General features: G+C 73.4%; 25 protein-coding genes, 1 pseudogene and 1 riboswitch. Of the genes and pseudogenes, 7 read left to right on the top strand and 19 right to left on the bottom strand.

What is annotated here, in order from left to right:
- From LN037_RS06020 to LN037_RS33425, 7 genes and pseudogenes are all read right to left on the bottom strand, one after another.
- The gene (locus LN037_RS06020) at positions 1-903 is read right to left on the bottom strand and encodes an ABC transporter permease (protein WP_230750788.1); all 903 of its coding nucleotides are present in this window, start codon (positions 901-903) and stop codon (positions 1-3) included.
- On the bottom strand, positions 900-1,838 hold the full coding sequence (locus LN037_RS06015) for an ABC transporter permease (protein ID WP_230750786.1): 939 nt from the start codon (positions 1,836-1,838) through the stop codon (positions 900-902). Before LN037_RS06015 ends, LN037_RS06020 begins: the two co-directional genes overlap by 4 nt.
- Complete coding sequence (locus LN037_RS06010) at positions 1,835-3,439, bottom strand: ABC transporter substrate-binding protein (RefSeq protein WP_230750784.1); 1,605 nt, start codon at positions 3,437-3,439, stop codon at positions 1,835-1,837. The genes LN037_RS06015 and LN037_RS06010 overlap by 4 nt, the downstream gene beginning before the upstream one ends.
- Positions 3,436-4,815, bottom strand: coding sequence for an NtaA/DmoA family FMN-dependent monooxygenase (locus tag LN037_RS06005; protein ID WP_230750782.1), 1,380 nt, complete (start codon positions 4,813-4,815; stop codon positions 3,436-3,438). Before LN037_RS06005 ends, LN037_RS06010 begins: the two co-directional genes overlap by 4 nt.
- Positions 4,812-6,055 (bottom strand): annotated as a pseudogene (locus LN037_RS06000) (LLM class flavin-dependent oxidoreductase). Before LN037_RS06000 ends, LN037_RS06005 begins: the two are co-directional and overlap by 4 nt.
- 48 nt (positions 6,056-6,103) lie before the next feature.
- A complete protein-coding gene (locus LN037_RS34010; RefSeq protein ID WP_372460389.1) occupies positions 6,104-6,205 on the bottom strand; it encodes a putative leader peptide in 102 nt (33 codons plus the stop codon).
- Positions 6,206-6,210: 5 nt separating this feature from the next.
- Positions 6,211-6,307, bottom strand: a riboswitch (SAM riboswitch).
- A gap of 266 nt (positions 6,308-6,573) precedes the next feature.
- A complete protein-coding gene (locus tag LN037_RS33425) occupies positions 6,574-7,329 on the bottom strand; it encodes a helix-turn-helix domain-containing protein (protein WP_230750780.1) in 756 nt (251 codons plus the stop codon).
- A gap of 47 nt (positions 7,330-7,376) precedes the next feature.
- On the opposite strand from LN037_RS33425, the gene LN037_RS05990 reads away from it, so the two are divergent.
- From LN037_RS05990 to LN037_RS05980, 3 genes are all read left to right on the top strand, one after another.
- Positions 7,377-8,333, top strand: a complete 957-nt coding sequence (locus tag LN037_RS05990) for a TIGR03564 family F420-dependent LLM class oxidoreductase (RefSeq protein ID WP_230750778.1) — start codon at positions 7,377-7,379, stop codon at positions 8,331-8,333.
- Between the two features lie 207 nt (positions 8,334-8,540).
- Positions 8,541-8,855, top strand: coding sequence for a hypothetical protein (locus LN037_RS05985; protein WP_230750777.1), 315 nt, complete (start codon positions 8,541-8,543; stop codon positions 8,853-8,855).
- Between the two features lie 132 nt (positions 8,856-8,987).
- A complete protein-coding gene (locus LN037_RS05980; protein ID WP_230750775.1) occupies positions 8,988-10,130 on the top strand; it encodes an LLM class flavin-dependent oxidoreductase in 1,143 nt (380 codons plus the stop codon).
- Positions 10,131-10,199: 69 nt separating this feature from the next.
- On the opposite strand, the gene LN037_RS05975 is transcribed toward LN037_RS05980, so the two are convergent.
- The 5 genes from LN037_RS05975 to LN037_RS05955 form a co-directional block, all read right to left on the bottom strand.
- Positions 10,200-11,507, bottom strand: a complete 1,308-nt coding sequence (locus LN037_RS05975; protein ID WP_230750772.1) for an MFS transporter — start codon at positions 11,505-11,507, stop codon at positions 10,200-10,202.
- Entirely contained in the window at positions 11,504-12,709 is a 1,206-nt protein-coding gene (locus tag LN037_RS05970) for an LLM class flavin-dependent oxidoreductase (RefSeq protein ID WP_230750771.1), read from the bottom strand. Before LN037_RS05970 ends, LN037_RS05975 begins: the two co-directional genes overlap by 4 nt.
- 149 nt (positions 12,710-12,858) lie before the next feature.
- A complete protein-coding gene (gene msrA / locus LN037_RS05965; RefSeq protein WP_230750768.1) occupies positions 12,859-13,383 on the bottom strand; it encodes a peptide-methionine (S)-S-oxide reductase MsrA in 525 nt (174 codons plus the stop codon).
- Between the two features lie 57 nt (positions 13,384-13,440).
- Positions 13,441-13,635, bottom strand: coding sequence for a hypothetical protein (locus tag LN037_RS05960; protein ID WP_230750766.1), 195 nt, complete (start codon positions 13,633-13,635; stop codon positions 13,441-13,443).
- Between the two features lie 60 nt (positions 13,636-13,695).
- Entirely contained in the window at positions 13,696-14,796 is a 1,101-nt protein-coding gene (locus tag LN037_RS05955; protein ID WP_230750764.1) for an LLM class flavin-dependent oxidoreductase, read from the bottom strand.
- Between the two features lie 83 nt (positions 14,797-14,879).
- Here LN037_RS05955 and LN037_RS05950 point away from each other — a divergent pair, with 83 nt between their 5' ends.
- Positions 14,880-16,085, top strand: a complete 1,206-nt coding sequence (locus LN037_RS05950) for an NAD(P)/FAD-dependent oxidoreductase (protein ID WP_230750762.1) — start codon at positions 14,880-14,882, stop codon at positions 16,083-16,085.
- Here the strand turns inward: LN037_RS05950 and LN037_RS05945 are convergent.
- Both LN037_RS05945 and LN037_RS05940 read right to left on the bottom strand, forming a co-directional pair.
- Complete coding sequence (locus tag LN037_RS05945) at positions 16,076-17,290, bottom strand: acyl-CoA dehydrogenase family protein (protein WP_230750761.1); 1,215 nt, start codon at positions 17,288-17,290, stop codon at positions 16,076-16,078. The two genes, LN037_RS05950 and LN037_RS05945, sit on opposite strands and share 10 nt — an antisense overlap.
- Before the next feature lie 58 nt (positions 17,291-17,348).
- Entirely contained in the window at positions 17,349-18,656 is a 1,308-nt protein-coding gene (locus tag LN037_RS05940; protein WP_230750759.1) for an MFS transporter, read from the bottom strand.
- A 339-nt stretch (positions 18,657-18,995) separates the two neighbouring features.
- On the opposite strand from LN037_RS05940, the gene LN037_RS05935 reads away from it, so the two are divergent.
- Positions 18,996-19,484, top strand: a complete 489-nt coding sequence (locus LN037_RS05935) for a beta-class carbonic anhydrase (RefSeq protein WP_230750757.1) — start codon at positions 18,996-18,998, stop codon at positions 19,482-19,484.
- A 239-nt stretch (positions 19,485-19,723) separates the two neighbouring features.
- On the opposite strand, the gene LN037_RS05930 is transcribed toward LN037_RS05935, so the two are convergent.
- From LN037_RS05930 to LN037_RS05910, 5 genes are read right to left on the bottom strand one after another with little or no spacing between them, the layout of a single operon-like run.
- Positions 19,724-21,001 carry a sulfate adenylyltransferase subunit 1 gene (locus LN037_RS05930; protein WP_230750755.1) on the bottom strand — a complete coding sequence of 426 codons (1,278 nt, stop codon included), beginning with the start codon at positions 20,999-21,001 and terminating at the stop codon, positions 19,724-19,726.
- 1 nt (position 21,002) lies between these two features.
- Positions 21,003-21,917 (bottom strand): sulfate adenylyltransferase subunit CysD, encoded by a 915-nt coding sequence (cysD, locus tag LN037_RS05925; protein WP_230750753.1) that lies wholly within the window; start codon positions 21,915-21,917, stop codon positions 21,003-21,005.
- Positions 21,914-22,633: a phosphoadenylyl-sulfate reductase gene (locus LN037_RS05920; RefSeq protein ID WP_230750751.1), complete on the bottom strand. Its 720-nt coding sequence runs from the start codon at positions 22,631-22,633 to the stop codon at positions 21,914-21,916. The genes cysD and LN037_RS05920 overlap by 4 nt, the downstream gene beginning before the upstream one ends.
- Positions 22,630-22,758 (bottom strand): Insertion element protein, encoded by a 129-nt coding sequence (locus tag LN037_RS05915; protein WP_230750750.1) that lies wholly within the window; start codon positions 22,756-22,758, stop codon positions 22,630-22,632. The genes LN037_RS05920 and LN037_RS05915 overlap by 4 nt, the downstream gene beginning before the upstream one ends.
- Positions 22,755-24,455 carry a nitrite/sulfite reductase gene (locus tag LN037_RS05910; protein WP_230751125.1) on the bottom strand — a complete coding sequence of 567 codons (1,701 nt, stop codon included), beginning with the start codon at positions 24,453-24,455 and terminating at the stop codon, positions 22,755-22,757. Before LN037_RS05910 ends, LN037_RS05915 begins: the two co-directional genes overlap by 4 nt.
- Before the next feature lie 421 nt (positions 24,456-24,876).
- Here LN037_RS05910 and hemW point away from each other — a divergent pair, with 421 nt between their 5' ends.
- Positions 24,877-26,112: a radical SAM family heme chaperone HemW gene (gene hemW / locus LN037_RS05905; protein ID WP_230750748.1), complete on the top strand. Its 1,236-nt coding sequence runs from the start codon at positions 24,877-24,879 to the stop codon at positions 26,110-26,112.
- Entirely contained in the window at positions 26,112-26,963 is an 852-nt protein-coding gene (locus tag LN037_RS05900) for an alpha/beta fold hydrolase (RefSeq protein WP_230750746.1), read from the top strand. Before hemW ends, LN037_RS05900 begins: the two co-directional genes overlap by 1 nt.
- Positions 26,964-26,983: the final 20 nt, after the last annotated feature.

Below are 26,983 nucleotides of genomic sequence, written 5' to 3'. Positions count from 1 at the left end.
TCACCGGTCCCGCCCCCACTCGCCGTCGAGCGCCTTCGAGACGCGGTTGACCGCGAGCACCGTCGCGGCGATCGTCAGGCCGGGCATGGCACACATCCACCATGCGGTCGCGAGGTAGTTGCGCCCTTCGGCCACGAGCGACCCCCACTCCGGCGCGGGCGGCGGAGCGCCGTAGCCGAGGAACGACAGCGACGACACCGCGAGGATCGCGAGCCCGAACTCCAGCACCGCGAGGACCAGCACCGGGCCCGCGGCGTTCGGCAGCACATGGCGGCCCAGCGAGACCCACCACCGCGTCCCGACCGCCCGCGCCGCCTCCACGTACACCGTCCCGCGCACCCGCAGCGTCTCCGCCCGCATCACGCGCGCGAACTGGGCGACGCTCGCGACGCCGACGGCGATCGCCACGTTCGTCGTGCCGAAGCCGAGCGCGGCGATCAGCGCGAGCGCCAGCAGGATCGGCGGGATCGCGAGCAGCACGTCGACGACGCGCATGAGCACCTCGTCGACCCAGCCGCCGACGAATCCCGCCAGCAGCCCGATCAGGCCCCCGACGACGAGCGCGACCGCCACCGCGGTCAGCGTCGCCTGCAGCGAGAGGGAGGTGCCGTGGACCACGCGGGTCCACACGTCGCGGCCGAGGTAGTCGGTCCCGAACCAGTGTCCGGGCCCCGGCGGCAACGAGCGCTGGCGGGGTACGGCGAGGGTCGGGTCGCCGGGCGCGAACAGGGACGGGAAGACCGCCGAGACCAGCACGAACACGATCACGAGGACCGAGACCACGAGCCCCGGTCGGCGCCGCAGGAAGCGGCCGAGCCGCGCGCGTCCCGCGACGGGAGGCGTTCCCGACGACGGGGGTGGTGCCGGCTCGGCCGTCGTGCGGGGGTCGAGGAGGTCGGTCATGCGGGCACCGCCTGGGTGACGCGGGGGTCGAGCAGGGGATAGATCAGGTCGACCACGAGGTTCACCACGACGAACACGACCGCGGCGAAGAGCACGACGCCCTGCACGAGCGGGACGTCCTGGTCGGCGACGGCCTCGACCGTGACCCGCCCGAGGCCGGGTCGGGTGAAGACGGTCTCGACGACGACGGTGCCCGCCAGCAGGTTGCCGGTGACGTACCCGAGCACCGTCAGCGCCGGGATCGCCGCGTTGCCCAGCGCGTGTCGGAGGTGGACCGCGAGCGGACCGACCCCCTTCGCGCGTGCGGTGGTCACGTAGGGCTCGGCGAGCGCCGTCGACATGCTCTTCACGAGCACCTGCGCGATCAGCGCGCCCGTCGGCAGCGCGAGCGTGATCGCGGGCAGGATCAGCGCCTCTGGCCCGCGGGCCCCGACGGCGGGCAGCCAGCCGAGCTGGAACGAGAACAGCTGGACCAGCATCAGCCCGACCCAGAACACCGGGAGCGACACCGCCAGCGACGGCAGCCCCATGAGGGCGTGCGCGAGCCACCGGCGCCGCGTGTAGGTGGCGAGGAGCGCGACCCCGGCCCCGAGCACGACGGCGAGCACGAGGCCCGCCGTCGCGATCTGCAGGGTCGGGGGCAGCGCCTCGGCGACGGTGCGGCCCACGGGTTGCCCGCTGACGAAGGACGTCCCGAGGTCACCGTGGAGCGCGGCCCCCAGCCGGTCCAGGTACTGCACGAGCAGCGGCTGGTCGAGCCCGTAGCGGGCCGTCAGTTCCGCCAGCTCGGCCGGGGTGACCGCCGAGCCGTCCGACGCCCGGGCGACGAGGGTCGCCACGGGGTCGGAGAGCAGGTAGAGCACCGCGAACGAGACGGTGTACGCGGCCCAGAGCACGAGCACCGCGAACCCGAGCCGCCGCGCCAGGTAGATCACGACGACGCCGACTTCCAGGTGTCGTGCAGCTGGATGCGCGACGAGGCGTCGAAGGCGACGTCGTGCGCGTTCGGCCCGACGGCGAGCGTCGTGGTCAGCTCGGCGACCGGGATCACCAGGTGCTGGTCGACGAGCTGCTGCTGGGCCTGCGCCACGATCTGCGTGCGCTGCGCCGGGTCGAGCGTGCCCGCCTGCGCGGACAGCAGCCCGTCCACCGGAGTAGCCGCCGGGAAGCGGAAGACGTTCGACCCGGCGCTCGAGAACTGGGCGCGCAGGATGTCCGGGTCGGCGCGGCTGACGTTGAACCAGGCCGCGGTGAACTGGCCGCTCTGCTGGATGGCCGCCGTGTCGGACACCGGCCGCTCCTGCAGCTGGAGGTCGATCCCGACGGCGCGCAGCTGCTGCTGGAGCAGCTCCAGCGCCGGCCGGTTCGTCGCGATGACCGGGGCGTAGAGCAGGGGCACGGTCAGCCGCGCGCCGGCCTTCGCCCGGACCCCGTCGCCGCCCCGGACCCAGCCGGCGGCGTCGAGCACCCGGTTCGCCCGGTCCGGATCGAACCCGAGCGACGCGGACCGGTCGGCGTAGTCCGGCGTCGTCGAGGCGAGCGCCGAGGTCGCCGGCTTCGTCTGCGAGGTGTAGACGGCCGAGACGATCTCCTGCCGGTTGATCGCCGCCGAGACGGCCTCGCGGACGGCCGGGTCGGCGCCGAGCGGGGTCGCCTGGTTGAACACGATCCCGAACGGGATGCCCGGGTTCGCCCGCGACGGCAGGTCGATCCCGGCGCCCGACAGCGGCGCCTCGTCCTGTGGGCCGATGCTCGCGATCGCGTCGACCTCGCCGGACTGCAGGCTGCCGGTGCGCACGCCGGACTCCGGGACCACCCGGAACTCGGCGCGGTCGAGGTAGGCCTCGCCGGGGTGCGTGAACAGCGACGAGCCCCAGGAGTAGCCGGTCCGCTTCGTCAGGATCGTGGCCTGGTTCTTCGTGTACGACTGCAGCACGAACGGCCCCGACCCGACGACGCCGGCGCAGCGCTGGTCGTCGGTCTGCGCCGCGCTCGCGGGGGAGAGCAGGCCGAGGCTGTGCGTCGAGGTGCCCTGCAGGAACTGCACGTTGGGCTGGGCGAAGCGCACCGTGAACGACGTCGGGCTCGTCACGGTCGTGCCCTGGTAGCCGGCGAGGTAGCCCTTCGCCAGCGTGCCGCGCGCGCCCAGCGACGGCACGCGGTCGAAGTTCGCCTTCACCGCTCCTCCGTCGACCGGGGTGCCGTCGGAGAAGGTCGCGCCCGGCCGGAGCTGGAACGTCCACTCGGTGGCCTGCGGGTTCGGCGACCAGGAGGTCGCCAGCCACGGCTTGATGTCACCGGTCGCCGGGTCCTGGTCGGTGAGCGAGTCGACGATCTGGCGCATCGAGTAGATCGAGTCGTTGCTGGCGACCTGCGCCGGGTCGGCGCACCCGGCGTCACTGGACACCGCGAAGACCAGCGAGCCACCCGGGCGCGGCGGACCGGCGTCCTCGCCGGACCCGCCGGCGCCGCCGCTGCAGGCCGCCAGGGTGAGCAGACCCGCCGTCAGGAACGCCGGGAGGATCGAGCGCTTCACGAGGCCACCGCCGCGGAGCCGGTCGGACGACGCTCGCCGAAGCGGGCGGGCGGGGCCAACCCGAGGTTCTCGCGCAACGTGCCTGCCTCGTAGTCGGTGCGGAACACCCCGCGGTCGGCGAGGATCGGGACGACCCGGTCGACGATCTCGTCGAGGCCGGTCGGGCTCACGTGGGAGCCGAGGATGAAGCCGTCGCAGGCGTCGGCCTGGACGTAGCGGTCGATCTCGTCGGCGACGTGCTCCGGGGTGCCGACGAACACGGCCCGGTCGAAGACGTGCTTGACCGTCTCGCGCAGTGACAGCCCACGGGCCTCGGCGATCTCCCGCCACGACGTCGCGGTCGCGTGCGCGTCCTGGGTCAGCGGCGCGCGCCCGCGGATCCAGGTCGGGGCCTCCGGCGTCGGCTCGACGTCGGGGACCGGACCGTCCGGGTCGTAGGCCGAGAGGTCGCGGTTCCACACCATCTCGGCGAGCACGATCGCGGTCCAGGGGTCGACCTGGCGGTCGTGGATCTCGGCGTGCCGCTCGCGCGCCTCGGCCTCGGTGTCGCCCAGGACGACCGCCGCGGACGGCAGGATCCGCACCTCTCCGGGGTCGCGGCCGGCCTTCGCGACCCGCGCCTTCACGTCGTCGTAGAATGCCCGCGCCTCGTCGAACTTCTGGTAGCGGGAGAAGATCGCGTCGGCGTTCGCGGCGGCGAAGTCGCGGCCGGCCGGGGACTCGCCGGCCTGCAGGATCACCGGGTGGCCCTGCGGGCCGCGGGGCACGGTGAAGCGGCCGGCGATGTCGAACTGGTTGCCGTGCACGGCGAAGTCGCCGACGTGGCCGTCGCGCAGGAACGTTCCCGACGACGGGTCCGCGACGACCGCGTCCGACCCCCACGAGTCCCACAGGGCGCGGACCGCGGTGAGGGTCTCGCCCGCCCGTTCGTAGCGCTGGTGGTGCCCGAGGTAGCCGCCGCGGCGGAAGTTCTCGCCGGTCGGCGCGTCCGAGCTGGTCACGACGTTCCACGCGGCGCGCCCGCCGGAGAGGACGTCGAGCGTGGCGAACTTCCGGGCCAGCTCGTACGGCTCGTTGAACGTCGAGTTGATCGTGCCCGCGAGCCCGATGTGGGAGGTGACGGCGGCCAGGGAGGCGAGCACGGTGAACGTGTCCGGGCGCCCGACCACGTCCTGGTCGAAGAAGTCCTCGCCGCGGGTGCGGATGCGGAGGCCCTCGGCGAGGAAGAGCAGGTCGAGCTTCCCGCGCTCCGCGGTGCGCGCCCAGTGCTCGAACGACGCGAAGTCGATGTGGCTCCCCGAGGCCGGGTCGCTCCACACGGTGTCGTGGTTGACGCCGGGGAAGTAGGCCCCCAGCACGATCTGCTTGCGGCTCATGCGGAGCTCCCGGCGGTGGCGTAACGGCTGGTGGGGCGCGGCAGGCCGAAGCGCTCGCGCAGGGTGGACCCGACGTAGGCGGTGCGGAACGCGCCGCGCTGCTGCAGGGCCGGCACCAGGCCGTCGACGATGCGGTCGAGGTCGGTCGGCAGGACGGCGGGTCGGAGCCGGTAGCCGTCGAGTCCGGCCTCCTGCCAGGCGACCAGCAGGTCCGCGAGGGCGGACGGAGTGGTGGCCAGGACGGCAGCGTCGCTGGTCAGCGGGTCGATCGCGTCGAGGCGGGCGAGGCGCTCGTCGGCCTCGTCCTGGGTGGGGGCCAGCAGGACGACGAGGTCGGCGAGCACCCGGAGGGGCTCGAGCGGACCCCTCGTCGCTGCGCTCGCCTCGTCGTGGCGCTCGACCTCGGCCTCGATCTCCCGGACCCGCTCGACGATCCCGCGGGCCTCGTCAACGTCGTGCGGCGTGACGCACAGGACGTCGGCGCCCCGCGCCGCGAGCCGGTAGGGCTCGTCGCCGTGGCCGAGCGAGACGACGAGCAGCTGGCCCTGCGGCGGCCGCGGCACGATCGACGGGCCGCGTACCGAGAACTGCTCGCCGACGAAGTCGACGTAATGCAGTTTCGTACGGTCGAGGAACTTCCCGCTGGCGGCGTCGCGGACTCGGCGTCGTCCTCCCAGGAGTCCCAGAGCCGGCGGACCACCTCGATGGCGTCCGCGGCCTCGCCGGACAGCTCGGCGATCAGTGCCCGCGCCGCGGGAGTGTCGAGCTCGCCGCGACGCAGCCCCGGGACGGAGCGACGTCCGAAGTGGGCCGCCTCGTCGGGGCGCACCGAGGTCTGCACGCGCCAGCCGGCCCGGCCGCGGGAGTCATGGTCGAGCGTCGCGAGCGCCGAGGCGACGTGGAACGGCTCGGTGTGCGTGGTCGTGACCGTCGGCACGAGACCGATCCGGCTCGTCAGCGGCGCGAGGAACGCGGCGATCAGCTCCGCGTCGAGCCGACCCTGCACGCGGTCGGTGCGGCGCTCGGGCTCGGAGAGGTGGTCGCCCGACTGCAGCCCGAGGGAGTCCTCGATCGTGACCAGGTCGAGCAGACCGCGTTCGGCGGTCCGCACGAGGTCGGTCCAGTAGCGGGCGGAGAACAGCTCGGCGGGTCGGGCGCCGGGCTCGCGCCAGGCGGCGGGGTGCCAGCCCGCGCCGTCGAGGGCGACGGCGACGTGCACGGGCAGGGGTGAAGAAGACATGGGGGTACCGCGCTCCTGCGGTGGAGGGGGAGTGGTCTGTCGGGGCGGTCAGGCCCGACAGACCGCGCTCGCGACCCGCTGCAGGTCGACGTGGCGGCGGTAGCTCCCGCGGTGCTCGCAGCGCAGGACGACGTCCCGGTCCGTGCGCATGCGGTCTCCCATCGGTCCTGGCATGAGCACCCTCACCCGCGGTGCTGCGGGGGGTTGCTGCGGCGTCAGGGAGCCAGGTCTCTCGGCCGCTCGGGATGGCTGAGGAGGACTCTAGGAAGTCGGACCCGTGATCTGTCAACCGTTGCCGGGGTCACAGCGCACGTGGCCACTCACGCTCGGTCACGGACCGGGCGTCCCGTTCACGGTCCGTGTGGCGGAATCGCGGGACGGAGCGGATTCGGACGCCCGAGTCCCGATTCCTGACACCACTCGCCGGGGATCGCACCCGCCGAGGCGGGAGCGGGCAGGGAGACATCCGAGGCCGACCTCCCGGACCGTCCGCGCCGCGATGAGGCCTGGCGTCGGGATCACGGCGCCGGGAGCAGGACCAGCACCGAGGCCTCGACGACGTCGGGGGCGCCCGCCTCACCGAGCAGGTACGCGTCCCGCTCGACCCCGCCCAGACATACCCGCGGTCGCCCGAACGCCCCGACCGCACGGCACTCCCACAGCGGTGTCAGGGCGGGGGCGGCGGCGCGGGCGCGGTCGCGGACGCGGGCGATGCGCTCGTCGTCGGGCAGCAGGTTGCCGACCATGCGAAGGCGGCGGGCGATCGCGGTGAGGAGGTCGGCGGCGTCGGGACGGTCGAGCAGCGCCGCGAGCACCGAGCGGCCGGTGCCCGGACCGAACGCGTCCGCCCAGGCCTCGTTGCCGGCGACCACGTCGAGGCGCGCGTCGAGCAGCACGGCGGGGTGGCTCGACCAGCTCGCGAGGAGCGGGCGCAGGCCGTCCGGGCCCCCGAGCGGCGTGCTCGGTGGCACGGTCGGGAGCAAGGTCGGCGGATGCGCGAGTGCCCGGAGGTGTCCGCGGCCGACGTCGTCGATGCCGAGCACCCGGCCGACGGCGTCGACGACCTGCTCGGACGCGGCGACCCGGCCCTGCTCGAGCCACGTGTACCAGCTGATCCCGACCCCGGCGAGCGCCGCGACCTCCTCGCGGCGCAGGCCCGGGGTGCGACGTCGGTCGCCGACGGGCAGCCCGACCGCGCCCGGCGTCACCAGCTCGCGGTAGGACCGGACGCAGCGTCCGAGCTCCCGTCGGCGGGCGTGGGTCGAGGCTGTCACCGTCGGACTCCTGGTTCCGCCGCGGTCGTCCCCGCAGCCTCGGTCGCATGATCCGGATCGGAGTGAACATCGCCGCCGGCCTGCCCGCCACGGCGTACCACCTCGTCGACGAACTCGCGGCCCGTGCGCGGGCCGTCGAGGACGCGGGGCTGGACACCGTGTGGCTGCCGCAGGGGTACGGCTTCGACACGCTGACGACGTACGCGGCGCTGGCCCGGGAGACGTCGCGGGTGGAGCTGGGCGCCTCGGTCGTCGTCGTGCAGCCACGCCACCCGCGGGTGCTGGCTGCGCAGGCGCTGACGGTGCAGGCGGGTTCGCACGGTCGGCTCGCACTGGGACTCGGGGTGAGCCACCCCGGCCTGCTCGAGGTCTACGGGGTGCCGTTCGAGCGGCCCGTGGCGGCGCTGCGCGCGCACCTCGACGTGCTGGAGCCGATCCTCGACGACCGGTCGGTGCCCGGCTCGAGCGGCGTGGGCTCGTCCGCGACCGACACCGCCGTACCCGGCGCCGAGCCGCGGGTGCCGCTGCTGCTCGGGGCGCTCGGGCCGGTGATGCTCGCCCTCGCCGGGGAGCGCACGTCCGGCACCATCACGTTCCTGTCCGGGCCGCGCACCATCGGCGAGCACGTGGTGCCCCGGCTGTCGGCAGCGGCGGCGGGGGAGCCGCGGCGGATCGTCGTCGGGGTGCCCGTCGCGCTGACCGACGAGCCGGAGCGGGTGCGCGCCGAGGTCGCTGCGGACTACGCCGCCTACGCACGGCTGCCGTCGTACGCCGCCGTGCTCGCGCGTGACGGCTTCGCCTCGCCGGGCGACATCGCGGTCGTCGGGGACGAGGCGGCGCTGGCGGCGGGCCTCGCGCAGTACGCCGACGCCGGGGCGACCGACCTCAACGTGAGTCCGGTCGGGACGGCGGAGGAACGGGCGCGCACGCTCGCCGTGCTCGGGGAGCTGCGGGCCCGGACCGGATCCACCCCGGCGTCCCCGGTCACCGTCGTCCCGTCGTAGCGGCGGGCGGCGTGCGCAGGTCGCGGGGTCGCTCTGGTGGTGGGTGCCCCGTCCGTGTCAGAGTGAGTGACGTGACGGGACCCGGATCGCGACTCGTGCGCCGCACGTACGTCGATCTGCTGCGCGTCGTCTCCGCGGGGTGTCGGGCGAGCTGAGCTCGCCGTCCGACCCGTCGGCCCTTCCGGGGCCCCGCCGTGAGGAACCGCTGTGCCCACGTCCCGTCCTGCCACGCCGACCGTCACCACCCGCCGCCGGACCGGCGTGCGCGACCCGCTCGAGCGGGCCGTCGCCGCCGGAATCCGGCAGTTGCAGGGGCTCGACTCCGAGGGCGCCCGTGAGCGCTGGGCGCGGTGCCGCACCGTCGAGACCACCTTGCGCGCCGCTCTCGACGAGCAGCTGACGCTCGGCCCGTCGGACGCGGTGCCCGCCGTGACGATCGCCTGCGCCTACCTGACGGCGGCCGACGTGGAGGAGGCGCACGCCGCGCTCCTGCTCGCCGCGGACCGCTTGCGCGGGCGCTGACCACGGCGTCGAGCGAGAGGGACCCGGGATGCTCCGACACGGCACCCTGCGCCGGCACGTCGATCTGGTGCGGACGGCGAGCGCGGTGAGTCCGGGGACGGCCCCCGTCCCCGCCCGCCCGGAAGGTGCACCGTGCCCTCGTCCGTCCCGCTCTCGATCCTCGACCTCGGCCCCGTCCCGGCCGGCGGCACCTCCGCCGACGCCCTGCGGAACACGATCGACCTCGCCCGTGTCGCCGAGGCGGCCGGCTACCGCCGGTACTGGGTGGCCGAACACCATCTGAACCCGGGCGTCGCCTCGTCGTCCACACCGGTGCTCGCCGCGCTGGTCGCGAGCGCGACCCGCGCGATCCGGGTGGGGTCGGGCGCGGTGCAGATGCCGATGACCCCGCCGTTGCAGATCGCCGAGCAGTTCGGCACGGTCGCCGCGGTCCACCCCGGCCGGGTCGACCTCGGGCTCGGTCGGTTCGACATCCACAAGATCCTGGCGCGCATCCGGGAGCGGTCGGCGCCGGCGTCGGACGCCCCGCCCCCACCGCCGTCACGCCACGTCGAGGGGCTGCTCATCCCCAGCCCGGGCCGGGTGCCCGGGGCGGACCTGTCGACGTTCGCCTCGCTCGCCGAGCGGTTCGGCATCGACGGCGACGCGCCCGACCACCGCGCGCAGGTGCTGGAGATCCTCTCGTACATCCGTGGGACGGCCGTTCGCGACGACGGGGCGCCGCTGCACGCGTTGCCCGCCGAGGGTGCCGACCTCGACGTGTGGATCCTCGGGTCCAGCCCGGGGGTGAGCGCGCAGACCGCCGGCGAACTGGGCCTGCCGTTCGCGGTCAACTACCACACGCTGCCGACGACGGTGCTCGAGACGGTGGCCGCGTACCGCGCGGCGTTCCGGCCGTCGGAGCGCCTGGATCGGCCCCATGTCATGGTCTCGGCCGACGTGGTCGTGGCGGACTCCGACGCGGCCGCCCGCGAGCTCGCCGCGCCCTACGGGCAGTGGGTCCTCGACATCCGCACCGGTCGCGGCGCGCACCCGTACGTCACGCCGGCGCAGGCCCGCGCGCGGCGATGGTCGGACGCCGAGCGCACCGGGGTGGCCGACCGCGTCGACACCCAGTTCGTCGGCTCGCCGTGCACGGTCCGGGCGGGCCTGTCGACGCTGGTCAACGCGGTCGGCGCGGACGAACTGCTGATCACGACGATCACCACCGAGCACGCCGACCGGGTGCGCAGCTACGAGCTGCTCGCCGATGCGGTCGGGGCCGTGGCGGCCTGACGGGCGCTTCCGACGCGAACGAACGGCACTGTCGCGCACACAGATGCTGCGACAGTGCCGCTCGCTCGCCTACAGGTGCTCGAGCGGCCGGGCCTTCAGCGCGGCCCAGATGCTGACGAGTGCCGCGACGAACAGGTAGCCCGCCGCGTACCAGGGTGCGCCGCCGCCGAGGGCGAGCAGGGAGGTGAGGATCAGCGGGGTGAGCCCGGAGGCGTAGATCCCGCCGCCCTGGAAGGCGAGCGACATGCCGGTGTAGCGGGTCCGCGTCGGGAAGATCTCGGCGAACAACGTCGACTCGGCGCCGCTGGTCAGCCCGTAGGAGATCCCGAGCATCACGATCAGCACGAGCCCGACGACGACCGTCGACCCCGTCCCGAGCAGCGCGAAGGCCGGGAACACCCCGACGGCGAGGATCGCGCAGCCGATCGCGAACACCCGGCCGCGGCCGATGCGGTCGCCGAGGAACCCGGCCAGCAGCACGACGAAGGCGCTCACCACGGCCGCCACGGTCACCGCGATCAGCATCTCCGAGCGCGGCAGCTTCAGCGTCGACACGGTGTAGGTGAGGACGAAGACGCCCCAGGTGTTGAACGACGCGCCCTCGGCCCAGCGGGCGAGCAGGCCGAAGCCGAGGTTCCGGCGCGACTCCGGGTCGCGCACGACGTCGACCACCGGGACGCGCGACACCTCCGCCGACTCCTGCATGCGGCGGAAGGCCGGGGTCTCGAGCACGGCGAGCCGGACGACGAACCCGATGACGACGAGGACGACGCTGGCGACGAACGCGATGCGCCAGCCGTAGTCGAGGAACGCCTGGTCGTCCATCACCGCTCCGAGCAGCGCGAACGCGCCGGTGCCCAGTGCGAGGCCCAGCCCGAGGCCGATCTGCGGGGTCGCCCCGTAGAGGCCGCGCTTCCCCGGTGGCGCGTACTCGACGGCCATGAGCACGGCGCCGCCCCACTCGCCGCCGATCGCGATGCCCTGGATGACACGGAGCAGCACGAGCAGGATCGGCGCGGCGACGCCGATCGCGGCGTACGTGGGCAGCAGGCCGATCGCCGCGGTGGAGAGCCCGGTGAGAGCCATCGTCACGATGAGCGTGCTGCGGCGGCCGACGCGGTCGCCGATGTGGCCGAAGATCAGCCCGCCGATGGGGCGGGCGACGAACCCGATCGCGAAGGTGGCGAACGAGAGCAGGGTCGCGACCGTCGGGTCGCCGTTGCCGTAGAAGAGCTGCGGGAAGACGATCCCGGCGGCGGTGGCGAAGAGGAAGAAGTCGTACCACTCGATCGTCGTGCCGATGAGCGAGGCCGCGAGGACCGTGCGGCCCTCGCGGCTGCCGGCGGACGGGACGGTGGTGTCGGCCGTCGCGGTCATCGGGCGGACCCGGCGAACGGCACGGACGCGGCGGGGGCGTGCAGCGCGCGGGCGGCCTCGGAACCGGCGGCCGGGGTCCACAGACCGCGCCGGCCGAGCTCCGCCAGCGGGCCCTCGCCGACCCAGTAGGCCTCCTCGAGGTGCGGGTGCCCGGAGAGCACGAACTCGGTGATGCCGAGGTCGTGGTACTCGGCCATGCGGTCGGCGACCTCGGCGTGGCTCCCGACGAGCGCCGTGCCCGCGCCGCCGCGCACCAGGCCGACGCCCGCCCACAGGTTGGGTGAGACCTCGAGGTCGGCGGCGGTCTTGGCCCCGCCGTCGTGCAGGGACCGCATGCGCTGCTGGCCGACCGACTCGCTCTTCGACAGCCCGGCCTGGACGTTCTCGATCATGTGATCGGGGATGCCGCGCAGCAGCTCCTCGGCCTGCGCCCAGGCGGCGTCGGAGGTGTCGCGGGTGATCACGTGCAGCCGGATCCCGAAGCGGACCTCGCGGCCCTCCTCGGCGGCGAGCTTGCGGATCCAGGTGATCTTCTCCTGGACCTGCTCGGGTGGCTCCCCCCAGGTCAGGTACACGTCGACGTGCTTCGCCGCGACCTCGCCGGCCTTGGCGGACGACCCACCGAAGTAGATCGGCGGCACCGGGTCCGGGACGCGCTCGAGCTTCGCGCCCTCGACATGGACCTGCTCGCCCTCGAGCGTGACCTCCTCCCCGGCCCAGAGGCGGCGGACGACGTCGAGGAACTCGCCGGTGCGGGTGTAGCGGTCGTCCTTGTCGAGGAAGTCGCCGTAGGCGCGCTGCTCGGACGGCTCACCGCCGGTGACGACGTTGACCAGCAGCCGACCGCCGGAGTGGCGCTGGAAGGTGGCGCCCATCTGCGCGGCGAGCGTGGGGGAGGTGCCGCCGGGACGGAACGCGACGAGGAACTTCAGGCGCTCGCTCTCGGCGGCGAGCATGGCGGTGGTGAGCCACGCGTCCTCGCACCACGCACCGGTGGGCGTGAGCGCACCCTCGAAGCCGACGGTCTCGGCGGCGCGGGCGATCTGGGCGAGGTAGCCGAGCGACGCCTCGCGGGGCGTGCCCGCGGCCGCAGCGGCCATGCCGTGTCCGCCGCCGACGAGGCCGCGGGAGTCGCCGTAGGTGGGCAGGAACCAATGAGCGGTGATGGACAAAGGAGGTGCCTCCGGCTCGTGGGTACTCATCCGCGTCAGAGAACGGAGGAGTGCACACGAGCCGGAGGCACCGCTGGTCGACGTGACGGCGCTGCGTGAGCAGGCACGGGTGGTCGGCCGTCATGGGTGTTCATCCTCGGGTCGTCGGACGAACCCGACAACCCGAGGTGACGTGCGCGTCAGGCCTGGGCAGACCCGGACGTCTCCGAGCGCTTCGGGAGCTTCCAGTCCGGGCGCACCCAGTGGCAGGTGTAGCCCCACGGCTGGCGGATCAGGTAGTCCTGGTGCTCCGGCTCGGCCTCCCAGAAGTCACCGGCCGGCTCGACCTCGGTGACGACCTTGCCGGGCCAGAGACCGGAGGCGTCCACGTCGGCGATCGTGTCCTCGGCGACGCGCTTCTGCTCGTCGGAGGTGTAGAAGATCGCCGACCGGTAGCTGCGGCCGATGTCGTTGCCCTGCCGGTTGCGCGTCGACGGGTCGTGGATCTGGAAGAAGAACTCGAGGATCTCGCGGAACGAGATCTTCTCGTCGTCGAACACGACCTCGACCGCCTCGGCGTGGTCGCCGTGGTTGCGGTAGGTCGCGTTCGGGACGTCGCCGCCGGAGTAGCCGACGCGGGTGGAGATGACGCCGGGCCGACGCCGCAGCAGGTCCTGGGCGCCCCAGAAGCAGCCGCCGGCGAGGATCGCGGTCTCGGTGGCCATGAAGGTCCCTTCTCTCGACTTCGTCGTGCACAACGAACCGGGACCGTCGAACCTTCCCTACTCGCGGCTCTGCCGGCGGCGGTACTGGTCGACGATCCCGCGGGGCAGGGGGCCCGATGGCGGGACGGGCAGGCCCCGCTCGCGGGCCCACATGCGGGCGGACTCCACCCACCCGGACACGGTGCTCGCTCGCGTCGGCTCGTCGGCGTCGTGTCGGGGCAGGGGGGTGGTGGAGCGGTTCGGTTCGGTCATGGACACCTCCTGGGGTCGTCGCCCAGCCCTACGCCTGTGGCAGCGATCACACAAGCGGTCTCACGCGGCCGAGCCGCGGGACGCCACTTCCGAACGCACGAGCGGCAGCAGGTCCCGCCCGTAGGCGGCGACGTCGTCGAACGGGTCGTAGCCGCGCAGCAGGAAGGTCGTCACCCCGAGGTCGACGTAGTCGAGCAGGGCGGCGGCCACGGTCTCCGGCGTCCCGACGAGGGCCGTGGAGTTCCCGGCCGCACCGCTCGCCGCGGCGGTCGGCGTCCAGAGGCACCGGTCGTGGAGCTCGCCGCGCTCGGCGGCGGCCATCAGCCGCTGCGACCCGACGTTGGTGCGCGTCGTCTCGTGGCCCTGCCGGTGCGCGGACCGGCCCGTGAACGACCCGCCGCCCCCGCCCGCGGCGACGATCCGGTCGAGGACGTCGTGTGCCCGGTCCCACGCCTGCTCCTCGGTGGCGCCGAGGATCGGCCGGAACGACACGGAGATGCCCGGCAGGTCGCTCCGCCCTGCCGCCCGGGCCGCGGCGTGGACCGACGCGATCTGCTCGGCGGTCTCGGCGAGCGGCTCGCCCCACAGCGCGAAGACGTCGGCGTGTTTCCCGCCGACGCGGTAGGCCGACTCCGACGAGCCGCCGAAGAAGACCGGGATCGGCTGCTCCGGGCGCACGTCGGTCTGCGCGTCGTCGACGTCGTAGAACTCGCCGTGGTGGTCGAACGGCTCGCCCGCCTCCCACGTCCGGCGCAGCACCTCGAGGTACTCGTCGGTGCGCCGGTAGCGGCCCTCCTTGTCGAGGTGGTCGCCGTCGCGCGCCTGGTCGGCGTCGCTGCCCCCCGAGATGGTGTGCACCGCGACCCGTCCGGGCCCGGCGAACGCGTCGAGCGTCGCGAAGGAGCGGGCCGCGAGCGTCGGGGCGACGAAGCCGGGGCGGTGCGCGATCAGGAAGCCCAGTCGCTCGGTCGACGCGGCGAGCGCGGCCGCGACCTGCATCCCGTCCGGCGACGAGGCGCTGTGCCCGATGAGCACCCGGTCGAAGCCCGCCTCCTCGTGCGCGGCCGCGAAGCGCCGCACGAACCCGACGTCGAGAAGAGGGCCCGACGGCGGGTGGATCTCCGAACCGTGCCGGGTGCTGAGCTGACCGATGAACTCCACATGCGGGGGTGGCTCCGCCCCGGGAGGACTAATCCGTGTCCTGACGCGGATTAGTCCGCGCGAGCCGCAGGCACCCCCCGGGCATGCACATCGTGATCATCGGAGCCGGGCTCGCCGGGACCACCACGGCGCAGACCCTCCGCGACCAGGGGTTCGACGGTGACGTGACGCTCGTCGGGGCCGAGACGCAGCTGCCCTACGACCGCCCGCCGCTGTCCAAGGACTACCTCGCCGGATCGGTCGCCTTCGACGACGACGTCGTCCTGCACCCGCAGGAGTGGTACGACGAGCAGCGCATCGACCTGCGTCTCGGGGCCAGGGCCGACGTGCTCGACCCGAAGGCGCACCAGGTGACGCTCGCCGACGGCACCACGCTCGACTACGACAAGCTCGTCCTCGCCACGGGCTCGACCGCCCGCACGCTCGACCTGCCCGGCGCCGACGCGCCCGGCGTCCACACGCTGCGCACCCGCGAGGACTCCGAGGCCATCCGGGAGGAGTTCGGGGAGGGTCGCCGCCTCGTCGTCATCGGCGGCGGCTGGATCGGGCTGGAGGTCGCGGCGACCGCGCGCGGCGCCGGCACCACGGTGACGGTGCTGGAGCACGAGGAGCTGCCGCTGCTCAAGGTCCTCGGGTCCGAGATGGCGCAGGTGTTCGCCGACCTGCACACCGAGAACGGCGTGGAGCTGCGCCCGAACACGCAGGTGGACGAGATCGTCGTCGAGCACGGGCGCGCCTCCGGGGTCCGGCTCGGGGACGGCTCGACGGTCGCGGCCGACGCCGTGGTGATCGGGGTGGGCGCGGCGCCGGAGCTCGCGCTCGTGGAGGCGGCAGGCCTCGACGTCGAGAACGGCGTGCTGGTCGACGCGTCGCTGCGCTCGAGCGACCCCGACGTCTACGCGGTCGGCGACATCGCCGCCCACGACCACCCGATCTACGGGCGCCTGCGCGTCGAGCACTGGAACGCCGCGTCCACCCACCCGGCGACCGCGGTGGCCGCACTGCTCGGCGGCGACGCCACCTACACCGACGCGCCGTACTTCTTCTCCGACCAGTTCGACCTGGGCATGGAGTACGTCGGGCACGCCCCGCAGGGTCGCTACGACCGGGTGGAGACCAGCGGCGACGTCGCCGGCCGGGAGTTCGTCGCGTCCTGGCTCGACGGGTCCGGCCGGCTCCTCGCGGTGATGAACGTGAACGTGTGGGACGGGCTGGACGACATCCGGGCGTACGTCGGGTCGGACGAGGCCGTGCCCGCGCAGACGCTGCGGGTGGTCGATCAGAAGTAGCCGTTGCGGGGGAGGTCCTCGCCGCTGATCGCGAGGCGGCCGAGGGCGGTGGCCCGGTACGACGCCGGGTTGTGCAGGCTCAGCGTGCGGATGTTGCGCCAGTGCCGGTCCAGGTTCTTCCCCCGGCTGGAGGCCGACGCGCCGCCGACGTCGAACAGCGACGTCGCCGCGTCGGCCGCCACCCGGTCCAGGTGCACCTTGACCGCACTGGCCGCCACGGACGCCGCCCGGCCGACCTCCTCGGTCGGTTCGCCGGCACGCACCGCGTCCTCGGCGGCCTGGACCGTGTCGGCCGCGGCGAGCACCGCGGACTCCGCGACCCAGGCCGTCGACACCAGCCGACCGACGGTCTCCTGCAGGATCGGGTCGTCGACGGGCCGCGGCGCGGGCGCGTGGTCGAAGGTGCGGGTCCGCGAGCGCACGAGGGCCGCCGCGTCGGTCGCGACCGAGCGCAGGATCCCGGCCATGAGCGCCTGCAGGTAGAGCTGGAGGAACGGCACGTCGGCCGCCGGCCGCGGCTCGTGGCGCGACCGTACGGACAGGAACTCGTCGTCGGCCACGGCGACGTCGGTGAACCGCGTGGTCCCCGTCCCGGTCCGCGACTGGCCCATGCCGTCCCAGTCGTCGACGACCTCGACGCCCGGGCGGTCGGTCGGGACCAGCACCGTCGCGACCCGGTCGCCCTCGACCCGGGCCGCCACCGAGATCCAGTCGGAGTACAGGGTGCCGGTGCTGTAGTACTTCACGCCGTCGAGCCACCGGCCGTCGGCGGTCTCCGTGAGCGTCGTCGTGAAGTCGTGGTTGCCGGCGGCGACCGTGCCCGTCTCGGAGATGGCGTTGCCGAACACCTTGCCCGCCCGCACCTCGTCCAGCCAGCGCGTGTGTCCGCCGCGGACGAAGCCGAGGGTCTGGCTGTAGTGCGTGCGCAGCACGTGCGCGACGATCGGATCCGCCTCGGCGAGGTCGATGACGAACGCGAGCAGCTCGCGGATCGACGCGCCGTGCCCGCCCTGGTCGACGGGCAGCGCCAGGGCACCGAGCCCCGCGTCCGCGACCGCCCGCACCTGCGCGAACGGGCTCTCGTCGCGCAGCTCCCGCTCGGCGGCGCCCGCGGCGATCCAGCTCAGCAGCTCCCGCGTCCCCGCGCGAGGGGAACCCTCGTGCCACAAGAGCGCTCGATTCTTCCCCTCGCGTTCGGCTGTCACGGCGTTGCTCCGTTCGCGAGGGGAGGACAAGAGCGCTCTTGTGGTCCGAGGGTTCCCCTCACGCGGCGGGGACCTCGTCCCGACGACGGGTGGGGTCGGGGGCAAGCAGGGCCGCGGCGGTCGTCAGGACGGCGAGCCCGGCGTAGGCGAGCACGATCCACCACGGCCGGCCGTCGCCCGCGATGAGCAGGGAGGCGGCCACGAGCGGGGCGAACCCGCCGGAGAGCACCGACCCGATCTGGTAGCCGAGCGAGGCGCCGCTGTAGCGCACCCGGACGTCGAACATCTCGGCGAACCACGCCGCCTGCGGGCCGTACATGGAGTCGTGCACGACGTTGATCGCCAGCACCGCGGCCAGCACGATCAGCACGGTCGACCCGGTGTCGACGGCCAGGAAGAACAGCGCCAGCCCGGCCGTCCCGCCGATCGCGCCGAGCAGGTAGGGCCGCCGACGACCGATCCGGTCGGAGAGCACGGCCCAGAGCGGCGTCGTCACGAGCCCGATCGCCGAGACGACGACGACGGCGGTGAGGCCCGCGGTCGAGCCGCGGCCGAGGGTCTGGGTGATGTAGGTCAGACCGTAGGTCGTGATCAGGACGTAGAGCCCGATCTGGGAGAGGCGCAGACCCGTCGTCAGGAGCACCGCCCGGGGCGCGGTGCGCAGGACCTCGACGATCGGCAGCTTCGCGACCTGGCGCTCGGAGCGCAGCGTCGTGAACTCGGGTGCGTCCTCCAGCCGCAGCCGGATGACCAGGCCGACGACGACGAGCACGGCACTCGCGAGGAACGGGATCCGCCAGCCCCAGGACAGGAAGGCCTCCTCGGAGGTCGTCGCCCGCACCAGGAAGAGCGACCCGGTCGCGAGCAGCATCCCGGCGGGGGAGCCGATCTGGGTGAAGCTGCCGTACCAGCCGCGGCGGTGCGGCGGTGCGTGCTCAGCGGACAGCACCGCGGCGCCGCCCCACTCCGCGCCCACCGCGAACCCCTGGACGAGCCGCAGCACGACGAGCAGGGTCGGGGCCAGGGCGCCGATGCTCGCGTAGCCGGGCAGGACGCCGATCAGGGTCGTCGCCACGCCCATCGCGATCAGCGACCCGACCAGCACGCTCTTGCGCCCCACCCGGTCGCCGAGGTGTCCGGCGACGATCGCGCCGATCGGCCGGGCGCCGAACCCCGCGGCGTAGGTCGCGAAGGCGGCGAGCGTGCCCGCCGTGGGGCTGACGGAGGGGAAGAACAGCGTGTTGAAGACCAGCGCGGTCGCGGTGGCGTAGAGGTAGAAGTCGTACCACTCGATGGTCGTGCCGACGGCGCTCGCGAGGGCGACGCGGCGCGGGGTGGTGGGGGCCGGCTGGACGGTGCTGGTCACACGGGTCTCCGAGGTCGGTGGGGGAGCGGACGGGTCCCTACCGACACAGCGCGGAGGCGACCAGCAGCAGGTCGATGTGCTCGCGTACGACGAGCAGCCAGCCGGTCATCGCGGACACCGTAGTTCCTTGCATCCCTCACCGCAGGTGCGGTCGAATGATGCGCATGCGCGCAGGTGACCTCCGGGTCTTCGGGCTCATGGCCTTCTGGCCGAGCCGCCGCGTGCAGGAGTTCGACCAGTGGTGTCGCCGGGCCGCGTGAGCCCGCATCCGTCCCCGCGTGTCTCCGCGGCCGGTCCGTGCCGTCGTGTCCTGGTCGAACCCCTGAGAGGAACCCCGTCGTGTCGGTCACCGACGACTACCTGAAGAACAACGAGACCTACGTCGCGAACTTCCCCGGCGAGCTGCCCCTGCCGCCTGCCCGCAAGACCGCCGTCGTCGCCTGCATGGACGCCCGCGTGAACCCCTACGGCGCGCTCGGCCTGAGGGAGGGCGACTCGCACGTCATCCGCAACGCGGGCGGGATCGTCGCCGACGACACCATCCGCTCGCTCGCGATCTCGCAGCACCTGCTGGGGACCGAGGAGATCATCCTCATCCACCACACCGACTGCGGCATGGTCACGTTCACCGACGAGCAGTTCGCCGACATCCTCGAGAAGGAGTCCGGCGAGCGCCCCTCGTGGACCGCGAACGCGTTCCCCGACGCCGAGCAGGACGTCCGCGACTCCATCAAGCGGATCACCGACAGCCCGTTCATCAAGAACAAGAACTCGGTGCGTGGCTTCGTCATCGACGTGGCGACCGGGAAGCTGAACGAGGTCAACTGATCCCGGTGTCGTTCTGAGCGAAGGGCTCCTTCGGTCGAGTAGATCGACCGAGGGGGCCCTTCGCTCGTGCCCGACGGCGGGCCGGCCCGGTCTTCGCGAGTGGTCACTGGGGCAGGTCGCGGGCCGCCCGGACCTGCGTGGTGTGCCACTCGCGGACCACCCGGCCCGGGCCCGACACGAGCGAAGGGCCCCTCCGGTCGACCTACTCGACCGAAGGGGCCCTTCGCTCAACAGCAGGGTCAGGCGTCCACCGGCGTCGTCACCAGCGGCCGCCCGACCAGACCCGCGGCGAGCGTGTCGCCCGCCTGCGGGTCGATGACCAGAAACGACCCGGTGGCGGCGACGCGGTCGTAGTCGTCGAGCGGCAGCGGCTCGGCCACGGTGATCGCGACGTGGCCGATGTCGTTGATCTCGAGCGTGCCCGGGTCGGCGTCGAGGGCGAGGGTCTGGATGTCCAGCCGGTCCTCGACGGCCGTGATCATGGCCTGCACGGTGTGCGTCCCGTGCTTGACCAGCAGCCGGCGCCCGGGCGTGAGCGGCTTGTCGTGCAGCCACGCGAGGGTCGCGGTGAACTCGGTGACCGGCTCCGGTGCCGACGCGGCCGCCACGAGCACGGCGCCGCGGGCGATGCCGAGGTCGTGCGCCAGCCGCAGCACCACGCTGTCGCCCGCGGACGCCGAGGAGAGCGACGCGGTGTACCGGTCGATGCCCTCGACCGTGGTGCGCTGCCCGTCGGGGAGCACGACGACCTCGTCGCCCACCGACACCGAGCCGGCCGCGACCAGGCCCGCGTAGCCGCGGTAGTCGGGGTGCTCGGCCGAGCGCGGCCGGATCACGGTCTGCACCGGGAAGCGGAACGGCGCCGCGTCGTCCGGGCCGTCGACCGGCACGGTCTCGAGGTGGTCGAGCAGCGTCGGGCCGTCGTACCAGGGAGTCCGCTCGGACTCCAGCACCACGTTGTCGCCCTTCTTCGCCGACACCGGGATCGTCACGACGGCGTCCTCGGCGTACCCGAGGGCCGCGGTGTGGTCGCGGAACTCCTTGGCGATCGTCAGGTAGGTCGACTCGTCGTAGTCCACGAGGTCGATCTTGTTGACGGCGAGCACGAGCCGCGGCACCCGCAGCAGGGCCATGACCGCGGCGTGACGACGGGTCTGCTCGACGACGCCGTGCCGCGCGTCGACCAGCAGCACCGCGAGCGCCGCGGTGGACGCCCCGGTGACGGTGTTGCGGGTGTACTGCACGTGGCCGGGGGTGTCGGCGAGGACGAAGGACCGCCTCGGCGTCGCGAAGTAGCGGTACGCCACGTCGATCGTGATGCCCTGCTCCCGCTCCGAGCGCAGGCCGTCGACCAGCAGCGACAGGTCGGGCTCGCCGTCGGCGCTCTTCGACGCGCGCTCGACGGCCTCGAGCTGGTCGGCCAGGACCGACTTGGTGTCGTAGAGCAGCCGACCGACGAGCGTGGACTTGCCGTCGTCGACCGAGCCCGCCGTCGCGAGCCGCAGGAGATCGGTCATGTCAGAAGTAGCCTTCCTTCTTGCGATCTTCCATGGCGGCCTCGGAGAGCCGGTCGTCGGCGCGGGTGGCGCCGCGCTCGGTCAGCCGGGACTCACGGACCTCGGCGAGCACCTCGTCGAGCGTGGTCGCGGTCGACTCGACCGCGCCCGTGCACGAGCCGTCGCCGACGGTGCGGTAGCGCACGGTCTTCGTGATGACCTCTTCGCCGTCGCGCGGACCGCCCCAGGGACCCGACGTCAGCCACATGCCGTCGCGGGCGAACACGTCGCGGGTGTGGGCGTAGTAGATCGAGGGCAGGTCGATCTCCTCGCGCTGGATGTAGCGCCAGACGTCGAGCTCGGTCCAGTTCGACAGCGGGAACACGCGCACGTGCTCGCCCGGCTTGTGGCGCCCGTTGTAGAGGTTCCACAGCTCGGGGCGCTGCCGCGACGGCTCCCACGCCCCGAAGGCGGTGCGCAGCGAGAAGATGCGCTCCTTCGCGCGGGCCCGCTCCTCGTCGCGGCGACCACCGCCGAACACCGCGTCGTGGCGGTGGTCGGCGATCGCGTTGAGCAGCGGCGTCGTCTGGAGCGGGTTGCGGGTGCCGTCGGCGCGCTCGGACAGCCGTCCGTCGTCGATGTAGTCCTGGACGCTCGCGACCTCGAGGGTCAGCCCGTACCGCTCGACGACGGCGTCGCGGAACGCGATGACCTCGTCGAAGTTGTGCCCGGTGTCGACGTGCAGCACCGGGAACGGGATCGGCGCGGGCCAGAACGCCTTGTGCGCGAGGTGCACCAGCAGCATGGAGTCCTTGCCGCCGGAGAAGAGGATCACCGGGCGGTCGAACTCGCCGGCGACCTCGCGCATGACGTGGATCGCCTCGGACTCGAGGACGTCCAGCTGATCGGTACCCGTCGTCGGGAGCGTCGCCGTCATCCGTGCAGCCCGCATTCGGTCTTGGTGAAGCCCGCCCAGCGGCCGCTGCGCGGGTCGGCGCCGGGCGCCGGCTTGGCCGTGCACGGCTGACAGCCGATCGAGGGGTAGCCCTCGCCGACCAGCGGGTTCACCAGCACCGCGTTCTCGGCGATGTAGGCGTCCATCTGCTCGTCGGTCCAGTGCGCGATCGGGTTGACCTTCGCCAGCCCGTGCTTCTCGTCCCACGTGACCAGTGGGGTGGTCGCGCGGGTCGGCGCCTCGACGCGGCGCACGCCGGTCACCCAGGCGTCGTAGCGCGCGAGGGTCTGCTTCAGGGGCACGACCTTGCGCATGTCGCAGCAGGCACCCGGGTCGGTGGCGAAGAGGTTCTTCCCGAACTCGGCGTCCTGCTCGGCGACGGTGCGCTCCGGGTGCGCCTCGACGATGTTCACCCCGTAGACCTGCGCGACGGCGTCGCGGGTCCCGAGCGTCTCGGCGAAGTGGTAGCCCGTCTCGAGGAAGAGCACGTCGACGCCGGGGCGGGCCTCGGCGCCGAGCTTCACCAGCACGGCGTCCTGCATGTTCGACGCCACGATCAACCGGTCGCCGTACGTCTCGGCGGCCCACGCCAGGATCTGCCGGGTGAGCTCGACGTGGTCCGTCGTGCCCTCGAGCGCGGCGAAGCGCTCCCCGGCGGCCAGGGCGTCGGCCCGGGTCCGGTCCTCGATGCTGGTCATGCGGCCACTCCTGAGACGACGAAGGTGCTGCGGCAGTCGGCGCACTCCCAGGCGTTCTCGGGCGTCTCCCGGGGGCGCAGGTCCTGCTCGCCGCAGTAGGGGCAGTACTGGATCGCCAACCTCACTGCAGCCGGCTTTCTTCCGCCCGGAGCACCCACTGGGCGAAGCGCTCGCCGTCGTTCCGGTCGGAGACGAAGGCCCGGACCAGGCGCTCGACGTAGGGGCCGAGCTCGGCCGAGAGGACCTTGTGGCCGCGCAGCTTGCGCCCGAATCCGGAGTCGAGGCCGAGCCCGCCGCCGAGGTGCACCTGGAAGCCGGCGGCCGGGTTGCCGTCGGCGTCGTTCACGATCTGGCCCTTGAGACCGATGTCGGCGACCTGCACCCGCGCGCACGAGTTCGGGCAGCCGTTGAGGTGGATCGAGATCGGCGTGTCGAGCTCCGGCGCGACGTCCGCGCAGAGCTGCTCGAGCTCGGTGACGAGGTCACCGGCCCGGTTCTTGGTGTCGACGAACGCGAGCTTGCAGAACTCCAGGCCGGTGCAGGCCATCGTCGAGCGGCGGAAGACGCTCGGGCGCGCCGGCAGCCCGAGGTGGTCGAGCGCCGTCGTCAGGGTGTCGACCTTCTCCTCGGCGACGTCGAGGACGACGATCTTCTGGTACGGCGTGAGGCGGATGCGGGTGGACCCGACGTCCTCGGCGGCCTTCGCGACGCCCACCAGCGTCGAGCCCGAGGTCCGCCCCGCGGGAGGGGCGACGCCGACGTACTTGCGGCCGTCGACCTGGTCGTGCACGCCGACGTGGTCGATCGTGCCGGCGATGGCCTCGGGGGCGGGACCGTCCAGCATCTTCCGGTGCAGGTACTCGTCCTCCATGACCTGCCGGAACTTCTCGGGGCCCCAGTCGGCGATGAGGAACTTGATCCGGGCGCGGGTGCGCAGCCGGCGGTAGCCGTAGTCACGGAACACCGAGACGACGGCGTGCCAGACGTCCGGCACCTCCTCGAGCGGCACCCACGCGCCGAGGCGGACGGCGAGCTTCGGGTTGGTGGAGAGCCCGCCGCCGACGTGCAGGTCGAAGCCCGGGCCGTGCTCAGGGTGGTTCACCCCGACGAAGCTGACGTCGTTGACCTCGTGCGCCACGTCCTGCTGACCCGAGATCGCGGTCTTGAACTTGCGGGGGAGGTTCGACAGCGACCGGTCACCGATGTACTTCGCGGCGATCTCGTCGATCGCGGACGTGCCGTCGATGATCTCGTCGGCGCTGATGCCGGCGACCGGCGAGCCGAGGATGACGCGCGGGCAGTCGCCGCAGGCCTCCGTCGTCGTCAGGCCGACGCCCTCGAGGCGGCGCCAGATCTCCGGGACGTCCTCGACGCGGATCCAGTGCAACTGGATGTTCTCGCGGTCGGTGACGTCGGCGGTGTCGCGCGCGAAGGTCTGGGAGATCTCGCCGATGACGCGCAGCTGCTCGGTGGTCAGCGCGCCGCCGTCGACGCGGACCCGGAGCATGAAGTACGACGCGTCGAGCTCCTCCTCCTCGACGTGCCCGGTGTCCGTGCCGGGGAAGCCCTCGGCGCGCTGGGTGTAGAGACCCATCCACCGGAACCGCCCGCGCAGGTCGGCCGGGTCGATGGAGTCGAAGCCGCGGTGGGCGTAGATGTTCTCGATCCGGGCCCGCACGTTGAGCGGGTTGTCGTCCTTCTTGGACTGCTCGTTCTTGTTGAGCGGCTCCCGGTAGCCCAGCGCCCACTGGCCCTCGGCCTTGCCCTTGCGGGCGCGCTTCGGGGCGGCCTTGACGGGCTTGTCCTCCACGTCACCGCGCATGCCGACGGAGGTGGTCTCGGCGTACGACTGCTCGGGCGTCGTGGCACCTTCGCTGGACGGGGCGCTGGTCATCGGTGGTGCGTCCTCACAGACGCAGGCACACGCGTTCCCGACGGCGGGTCGCGCGCGCCTGCTGACGATCGTGGTGGTGGGTGCCCTCGTGGGCGTCAGCGGCGGTGCCTCAGCACGCCGGGCAGAGCGCGCTCGACACGTAGCCCAGGTCGACATGGGGTCGACCGACGAGCATCGGGTCCAGTGCACGCACGTCGTTGAGCGTGCCATGTCGTGGTGCGCGATTCCACCGGCGTCCGGTGTGGGGTCCCCCTCTCACGGCAGGAAAGCCCTATCGGCGTGCTGCGTGGGACTGCTGTCGGATCCAATGGCAGGGAAGCCCCGTCGTCACCACGCGCACAATGGACGCGTGCCCTCCGTGCCCCCCGGCGGTGAACCCGCCCCGGCCGACGGCGCGCTCCCGCCCGCCGCGCTCGACGGGCTCGGGACGCGCCCGTTCGGCGTCTACGTCCACGTCCCGTTCTGCGCGACCCGCTGCGGGTACTGCGACTTCAACACCTATACCGCCACCGACCTGGGGCTGACCGGCTCCGACGACCCCGCCTCGCCCGCGTCCTGGCTCGAGGGCCTCCGTCAGGAACTCGACCTCGCCACCCGCGTCCTCGGCACGCCCCCGCCCGCCGACACGGTGTTCCTCGGCGGCGGCACACCCTCGCTGCTCGGCGCGGAGGGGCTCACGGCCGTCCTCGACGCGATCCGGTCGACCTTCGGTCTCGCAGCCGGCGCCGAGGTGACCACCGAGGCTAACCCCGAGTCGACCACCCCCGAGCTGCTCGCCGCCATCGCCGACGCCGGGTACACGCGGCTCTCGCTGGGGATGCAGTCCGACGTCGACCACGTCCTCGCCGTGCTCGACCGCCGCCACACCCCGGGCGCGGCCGTCACGGTCGCCCGCGCGGCGCTCGAGGCCGGGCTGCGCCACGTCAACCTCGACCTGATCTACGGCACCCCCACCGAGACCGACGGCGACCTCCGTCGCTCCCTCGACGCCGTGCTCGCCAGCGGCGCCGACCACGTCTCGGCCTACTCGCTGATCGTCGAGGACGGCACCGCGCTCGCCCGGCGCGTCGCCCGCGGCGAGCTGCCGATGCCCGACGACGACGTCCTCGCCGACCGCTACGAGATCGTCGACGACGTCCTCACCGCCCACGGCCTCGGCTGGTACGAGGTGTCGAACTGGGCCCGCTCGACCGAGGCCCGCTGCCGGCACAACCTCGGCTACTGGTCCGGCGGCGACTGGTGGGGTGCCGGCCCGGGCGCGCACTCCCACGTCGGCGGCGTGCGGTGGTGGAACGTGCGCCACCCGGCCCGCTACTCGAAGCAGCTCGCCGCGGGGGAGTCGCCCGCCGAGGCGCGCGAGCGGCTCATGCCGGCCGACCGGCACGTCGAGCAGGTGCTCCTGGCCCTGCGCACGGTCGAGGGGCTCCCGGCGGGGGTCCTCGACGAGGCGGGCCGGGCGGCCGCCGAGCAGGCGGTCCGGGACGGCCTTCTCGACGACGGGTCCTGGGCCCGCGGGCAGGCGGTCCTCACCCGCCACGGGCGGTTGCTCGCCGACGGCGTCGCGATCTCGTTGACGGGAGACTGATGGAGCTGCCCGAGCCGGTCCGGATCGCGCTGCCGGACGTCACCCTCTCCGTGTACGACGTCGGGTCGGGCCCGGCGGTCCTGCTCCTGCACGGCTTCCCGGACCGGGCGACGCTCTGGCGGGCCCAGATCGCGTGCCTCGTCGACGCCGGGTACCGCGTCATCGCCCCCGACCTGCGGGGCTTCGGCGACAGCGACCGCCCCGACGACGTCGCCGCCTACCGCGTCCGCCGGTCGGTGGCGGACATGGTCGCGCTGCTGCGCGAGCGCGAGGTGGACTCGGTCGTCGTCGTGGGCCACGACTACGGGGCCGCGGTCGGCTGGGCGCTCGCGATGGCGAGCGAGGCGGTGCGCGGCTACGTGGCGCTGTCCGTCGGGCACCCCAACGCCTTCCGGGCCGCGGGGCTCTCCCAGCGCGCCGCGTCCTGGTACATGCTCTGGTTCCGCGAGCCCGGCGTCGCGGAGGAGGTCCTCCCCGCCGACGACTGGTCCTTCCTCCGCCGCTGGGCCCACCCCGGCACCGAGGACGACGACCTCGTCCGCACCCAGATCCGCGACCTCTCCCGTCCGGGCGCCCTCACCGCCGGCCTGTCCTGGTACCGCGCCAACGTCGACCCGCGGACCTTCGTCGACGAGCACCCCGTCGACCTGCCGCCGATCACCTGCCCGGTGCTGGGCGTGATCGGGGCCGAGGACATCGCGCTGGGCGAGGCGCAGATGGCCGGGTCCGGCGCGTACCTCACGGGCGGCTTCGAGTGCGTGACGCTGCCCGGTGCGGGTCACTGGCTCCCGGCCCGGCACCCGGACGCCGTGAACGAGCAGCTCCTGGCCTTCCTCGGCCGCCTGGACTGAGCCGGCTCGGGGGCCCGGCG

The organism is Actinomycetospora soli (assembly GCF_021026295.1).
GTDB lineage: Bacteria > Actinomycetota > Actinomycetes > Mycobacteriales > Pseudonocardiaceae > Actinomycetospora > Actinomycetospora soli.
This window is presented reverse-complemented; position numbering and strand designations above follow the sequence as displayed.